At 64.8% G+C, this 6,586-nt stretch carries 5 protein-coding genes; all 5 read left to right on the forward strand.

Annotated elements, in window-relative coordinates; all coding sequences use genetic code 11:
- A partial coding sequence (locus J0L98_RS20770; RefSeq protein WP_296414058.1) for an NAD(+)--dinitrogen-reductase ADP-D-ribosyltransferase occupies window positions 1-665 on the forward strand: 665 nt, incomplete at its 5' end.
- The gene (draG, locus tag J0L98_RS20775) at window positions 658-1,611 is read left to right on the forward strand and encodes an ADP-ribosyl-[dinitrogen reductase] hydrolase (protein WP_296414060.1); all 954 of its coding nucleotides are present in this window, start codon (window positions 658-660) and stop codon (window positions 1,609-1,611) included. The genes J0L98_RS20770 and draG, both read left to right, overlap by 8 nt.
- A complete protein-coding gene (locus tag J0L98_RS20780) occupies window positions 1,608-2,030 on the forward strand; it encodes an ArsC/Spx/MgsR family protein (protein WP_296414062.1) in 423 nt (140 codons plus the stop codon). Before draG ends, J0L98_RS20780 begins: the two co-directional genes overlap by 4 nt.
- A 278-nt stretch (window positions 2,031-2,308) precedes the next feature.
- Complete coding sequence (locus J0L98_RS20785; protein ID WP_296414064.1) at window positions 2,309-3,574, forward strand: IS256 family transposase; 1,266 nt, start codon at window positions 2,309-2,311, stop codon at window positions 3,572-3,574.
- Window positions 3,575-3,760: 186 nt separating this feature from the next.
- A partial coding sequence (locus J0L98_RS20790; RefSeq protein ID WP_296414066.1) for a PAS domain-containing protein occupies window positions 3,761-6,586 on the forward strand: 2,826 nt, incomplete at its 3' end.

Genomic DNA, 6,586 nt, shown 5'->3' on the forward strand with positions numbered 1-6,586 from the left:
ACAGCGCCGGCGACCTGCCGGCGGCCTCGGCGGTTTTCCGTCATTTCATGGAAATCGTCTTCGGTCTGGCGCCCCCTGAACCGGGCGCCAGCCGAAACCCCCGCGGGCGTCACCGCTCGAGTTACCTGAAGCTGTTGCAGGGCTGGGGCCTGGACGCCAACTCCGCCGCAGGCGCGGTGCTGAAGGGCTGGGCGGAAAGCCGCTTCGGCCTGGTCCCGACCTTCCACAAGGCTCCCCTCGGGCGCTTCCCCTCGCCAGCCTGGATCACCTACATCGAGGAGAAGGGCAGCAGCCGCTTCCACAACAACTGCATCCACCAGCAACTCGACCTGCTCTACGAATACTGCCAGTGGGCCATCGCCCGCTTCGGCCAGCCCGCCCGGGACTTCCTCACCCTGTGGCGGGGCGTCAATGATTTCAACGAGCAACGGGTCATCGCCGGCGACCGGCGCGACCGGGCCTGCGTGCTGCGTCTCAACAACATGGTGTCCTTCTCCACCTCGCGGGAGCGCGCCGACGAGTTCGGCGACTGGATCCTCGAGGCCCGCGTGCCCACCGTGAAGATCCTGTTCTTCCCCGGGCTGCTGCCGGGTGCCCCCCTCGCCGGCGAAGGCGAGGTGCTGGTCATCGGCGGCGAATACGAAGTGGTCGCCCGCTATGCTTGACGCCCTCCTCCGCCCCCAGTCCAGCCTGCTGCCCGCCGGCCTGCGCCCAGGCAGCCAGCTCGACCGCGCCCTCGGCAGCTACCTCGGCCTCGCCCTGGGCGACGCCCTCGGCGCCACCGTGGAGTTCATGACCGTCCGCGAGATCGCCGCCCAGTACGGCGTGCACCGCCAGATGATCGGCGGCGGCTGGCTCAAGCTGGCCCCCGGTCAGGTCACCGACGACACCACCATGTGCCTGGCCCTGGGCAAGGCCATCCTCGACGCCGACGGCTGGTGCATGACCGCGGTGGCGGAAGCCTACGTGGCCTGGCTGCGCGGAAAGCCGGTGGATTGTGGCAATACCTGCCGGCGCGGCATCCGCCGCTACATGGCCGACGGCTCACTGGCCGGCCCGCCCTCCGACGGCGACGCCGGGAACGGCGCGGTGATGCGCAACCTGCCGGTGGTGCTGGCCACCCTCTCCGACGAGGCCGCCTTCCGCAGCCGCAGCCTGGCCCAGGCCCACTTCACCCACCACAACAGCCTGTCCGATGCCGCCACCTTGATCTGCGGACAGATGGTCAGGCGCCTGCTGCTGGGCGGCCGCTTGTCCGATTGCCGGCCGCTCGTGGAGGCCTTCATCGCCGACCACCCCCAATTCCGCTTCCAGCCCTACCCCGGGCGGGCCAGCGGCTACGTGGTGGACACCCTGCAGACAGTGTTCCATTTCAGCTTCGGCGAAGCGGATTTCGAGAGCGCGGTGGTCGGCGCGATGAACCGCGGCGACGACGCCGACACCACCGCCGCCCTGGTGGGCATGCTGCACGGCGCCCAGTGCGGCGCCACCGCCCTGCCCCGGCGCTGGCTGGAGCGCCTCGACCGGCCGGTCGCCGAAGCCATCGTCACCCAGACCCAGGCCCTGCTGGCCCTCGGCCAGCGGCCACCCACTCCGGAGAGTCCGCCATGACCCACATCGTCTTCTATGAGAAACCCGGCTGTGGCGGCAATGCCCGCCAGAAGGCCTGGCTCGAAGCCGCCGGTCACCACCTGGAGGTACGCAGCCTGCTCAGCTGGCCGTGGACCGCCGACAGCCTGCTGGCCTTCCTCGACCCGCTGCCGGTGGCCGACTGGTTCAACCGCGCCGCGCCACGGGTCAAGTCCGGCGAGGTCGTGCCCGAAGCCCTGGAGCGCAACAGCGCCCTGGCCCTGCTGCTGGCCGAGCCCCTGCTGATCCGCCGCCCCCTCATGGAAACCGCCAGCGGCCGCGTCGTCGGCTTCGACCCCGCCACCGTCGCCGCCTGGCTGGACAGCCCGGCCCTGGCCGGACTGGATGGCAAGCGCACCGAAGGCTGTGCCGCGATGTCGGGGGGCTGTGAATCCTTCTGACAGGCCGTGCAATCGTCCTGACAGTGCGTGCAATCCTTCTTCACGGTCGTGCAATCGTCCTGACAGCGCCTGCAGTCCTTCCCCACGTTCTGCAGTCGTCCTGACAGGCCTTGCAATCCTTCTTCACGGCTGTGAAATCGTCCTGACAGCGCGTGTAATCCTTCCCCACGCGGTGCAGTCGTTCTGACGGGACTTGCAATCCTTCTTCACGGCTGTGCAGTCGAGCCTGTCAGAATTTTTGTGTTTGAGGCATAACGTAATCCCCGAAAGGAATAGTTATGCCAAGGAAGAAACCGAAGCTCCCGCTGCCTCCTGTCGCCGAGCTGCCGGCAGGTGCGCAGCAGTGGCTGGATCAAGTGGTGACGGGTCCGATGACGGCCGGTGGGGTAGAAGAGGTGATGCGCGGGATCAAGAAGGCCTTGATCGAGCGAGCGCTGCAGGCGGAGCTGAGTCATCACCTGGGCTATGCCGAGGGTGAGGCGAAGCCTGAAGCCAGTGCTAATCAGCGCAATGGTACGAGTGGCAAGACCGTGCTGACCGACGACGGCCCGCTGCGCATCGATGTCCCGCGAGATCGGTCCGGGCAGTTCGAACCGCAGTTGATCGGCAAACACGAACGGCGCTTCACGGGCTTTGACGACAGGATCATCGCGATGTACGCGCGTGGGATGAGCGTACGTGAGATCCAGGCCTTCTTGCTGCAGATGTACCACACGGATGTATCGGCAGACTTCATCAGTCAGGTCACCGATGCGGTCATGGACGAAGTGCTGCAGTGGCAGAGCCGACCGCTCGAGGCCGTGTATCCCGTGGTGTTCTTCGATGCGTTGCGGGTCAAGATCCGTGAAGATGCGGTCGTGCGCAACAAGGCCGTGTATCTGGCTTTGGGCATCCGGGCTGACGGGAGCCGAGACGTTCTGGGTCTGTGGATCGAGCAGACGGAAGGGGCCAAGTTCTGGCTAAAGGTCTTCAATGATCTGAAGGTGCGCGGCTGCAACGACATCCTGATTGCCGTAACCGATGGCTTGAAAGGGATGGGCGAAGCGCTGGCGGTGGCGTATCCCCGGAGCACACTGCAGACATGCATCGTGCACTTGCTGCGCAACAGCTTGAGCTACGCGGGTTACCGTGAGCGCAAGGCGCTGACTGACGCGCTCAAGCCGATCTACCAGGCAGTGAGTGTGGAGGCGGCCGAAGCCGCACTGCAGGGTTTTGCAGAGGGAGAATGGGGCCAACGTTTCCCAACCGTGGCGGCCGCCTGGCGCCGAGCGTGGGAGGAGGTCATCCCATTTTTTGCGTTTCCACCGGAAGTCCGCCGGGTGATCTACACCACCAATGCCATCGAAAGCCTCAATGCCCGTGTGCGCAAGATCATCAAGACACGGGGCCACTTCCCGACGGACGAAGCGGCCACCAAGCTGATCTGGCTGGCACTACGCAACATCACAGCCGAATGGAAGAGCGCGATCACATACTGGAAAGCCGCAATGAACCAATTCGCCATCCTGTACGGCGAGCGCTTCATCCCCGCGGTGACCAGATGAAGGCCACCGAGTGATCACGCCCATGGGCAGAGCCACTCGAAAAACCGCCTCGAACACAAAATTACTGACACTCCCCAATCGAGCGGCTTATGCTGTTTTAGATCTATTCAGTTCATCTGATTATGTGTCATGAAAGACACAAACTGGATCCGGGTGAGCGATCCAGCAGAGCCAGGTGCAGCCCCAATGGAAAGCAGCAAGGACAGCCCCCCCGCCCACTCGTGGATCGGCTTCGATTCCTTGCGCCTACAGCTGGCCGGGGCCCTTGTCGCCTTGTTCGCGGCCTTGATTGCCGGTGTCACGGCGCTGACTGCCCAGTACTTCGAGACCCAGTTCATCGAGCAGATACGCCACGAACAGGAGAGTAACGTCCGGGGGGTGGCTACCTCGATACGGCAGGAGCTTGCCGAGAGAACCCGCGTCCTGAAGTCACTTGCGCAAGGCCTGCCCGCTGATGGCTGGCGCGATCAAGCCCGGGTGCAAGCCTATCTGAACGACAAATTTGTCGTAAGCGCCCTTTTCTCCCGCGATATCTACGTCATCTCCCCGGAGGGGCGGCGCATTGCCGAGCTGCCCCTGCGGCAGGGCATCGGCAAGGACTACAGCAACTCCCCTTATGTGCGCCAGGTGTTGAAGACCAAAGATCTGGCGGTCGTGCCTCTGATCGGGCGCTTCTCGGGCCAGCCCAATCTCATCTTCGCCATCCCCATCCTGAACGAGAAAGGCGCCGTGCAGGCCATTTTGTGTGGTTCGGAGGGGCTCACGCCGGGCAGTCACTTCTATATCTCCGACATTCTCAAGAACGGCCGTACCGGCGGCTATCACATCTATTCCATCCCGCACGATGTGTATGTCGCCAGCACCGATCCGGCGCGCGTCCTCCAGCCCCTGCCCAAACCCGGTATCAATCCGCTGCTGGACCGGCGCCGGAGCGAGAACTATACGGCCTTCGACCTGACCGTCGACTCCAGAGGGCTGGAGATCTACTCGGTGGCAGAACGCCTGCCCGAGCTGGGGTGGTTCATTACTGCCTATGTGCCGGCCGAGGAGGTGCGCGCGCCCTTTGTGAGCCTGTCCCGCACCCTCTGGCTGACGGCTGCCGCAGGCATGCTGTTTGTGGTGGTGATGGTCTGGTGGCTGACGAAATACAAGCTCAAGCCGCTCGAAGATGCGGCAAGGCAGGTCGCCCTCTACCGCGTGGGTGAGTCCATCCCGACCCTGCCGGAGAAGGGCGGCCGTGAGGTGCGTGAGCTGATGGAGGTCTTCAACCGCCTCCACCTGCAGGTGCAGACGCAATACGAAACCCTCAAGTCCGAGCGCGACGAGCTGGACCGCAAGGTCGCCGAGCGGACCCGGGAGCTGGTCCAGCGGGAGCAGTTCATCCGCACCATCACCGATGCCCTGCCCGGCATGGTGGCCTACTGGGACGCCGACCTCCGCAACCGCTTTGCCAACATTGCCTATCTCAAGTGGTTCGGCCGCAAGCCGGAGCAGGTGCTGGGCATGCACATGCGCGAGCTGCTCGGCTACCGCCTGTTTGCCCTCAACGAGCCCTTCATCAATGCCGCCCTGCATGGTGAGTACCAGCAGTTTGAGCGCGAGCTGATCACCCCGGCGGGGCAGGCCACCCTCACCTGGGCCCAGTACCTTCCCCACAAGGTCGACGGGCAGGCACTGGGCTTCTTTGTTCTGGTGACCGAGGTCACCGCCGTCAAGCGGGCCGAATCGCCGCTCCGGGCCCAGGCCCGTGAGCTCGAAGACCTCTATCAGCAAGCCCCCTGCGGTTACCACTCGCTGGACAAGCACGGTATCGTGCGGCGCATCAACGAAACCGAGCTACGATGGCTCGGTTACGAACGGGACGAAATGCTCGGCAGGCCCATCGCCGATTTCATGGTGCCGGCGTCGGTGGAGCTTTTTCGGAGCCGCTACCCGCTCCTGGTGGCAGAAGGGCATATCGGTGACCTGGAGATCGAGTTCGTCCGCAAAGACGGCGCTCTCTTGCCCGGCCTGGTGGCGGCCACCGCAGAATACGATGAGCGCGGAGATTTCCTGCTGACCCGCTCGGTGGTGCAGGACTATTCCGGCCTGCGCAGCCAGCAGCAGAACCTGCGCAACATCCTCTCCCGTGCGCCGATCGGGGCGCGCATCCTGTCCTTCAACAGCGATGCCGTGCTGTTCATGAACCAGAGCTTCCGCGACATGCTGGGGGCCGATGCCGATCATCCCGCGGAGCTGCTCGACGCCAGCGAGTTTCATGTGGACCGGGACGCCTACGAGAGCATCAACGGCACACTCCGGGCTGGCGGAGTGGTGAGCAACCGCCTGCTCGAACTGCGCAACCCCCATCAACCGGGCATTCCGCCGCGGTGGGCGCTGTGCACCTTCATGCGCATCAACTATGAGGGGCAGGACGCCAAGCTGGCCTGGTTCTACGACATCACCGATCTGCGGATGACCCAGAGCAATCTTGCCGAAGCGCAGCGCATTGCGGGCATGGGCAGCTGGCGGCTCGATCTGGCCACCAACGAGGTGGTGTGGTCGCAAGAGCTCTACCGCATGTTCGGGGCCGACCCGACCAAGCCGCCGCCGGCCTACACCGAGCAGGAAAGCTGGTTCGAGCCACATAGCTGGCAACTGCTGTCGTCGGTACTGGCCAACACCGTGGATACCGGAGCGCCTTACGAGGTGGAACTGCAGACCCGCCGCGCCGATGGCAGCACCGGCTGGATCATGGCCCGGGGCGAGCGGATATGCGACGCAGGAGGCCGCCCGGTGGCCCTGCAGGGCGTTTCGGTGGACATCTCCCTGCGCAAGCATCACGACCTCCTGCTGGCGCGGGCCAAGGAGGTGGCCGAAGCGGCCACCCTGGCCAAGACAGCCTTCCTGGCCAACATGAGCCATGAGATCCGCACCCCGATGAACGCCATCGTCGGCCTTACGCATCTGCTGCGCGTCGGTGAGACGACCCCGCTGCAGGCCGAGCGTCTCGCCAAGATCGACTCGGCGGGG

Origin of the sequence: Zoogloea sp., from assembly GCF_017302315.1 — a bacterium.
Classification (GTDB): domain Bacteria; phylum Pseudomonadota; class Gammaproteobacteria; order Burkholderiales; family Rhodocyclaceae; genus Zoogloea.

Excerpts from the sequence above, each read along its gene's own strand:
- draG (WP_296414060.1), top strand. The coding sequence starts at position 658 with ATGCTTGACGCCCTCCTCCGCCCCCAGTCCAGCCTGCTGCCCGCCGGC.
- J0L98_RS20780 (WP_296414062.1), top strand. The coding sequence starts at position 1,608 with ATGACCCACATCGTCTTCTATGAGAAACCCGGCTGTGGCGGCAATGCC.
- J0L98_RS20785 (WP_296414064.1), top strand. The coding sequence starts at position 2,309 with ATGCCAAGGAAGAAACCGAAGCTCCCGCTGCCTCCTGTCGCCGAGCTG.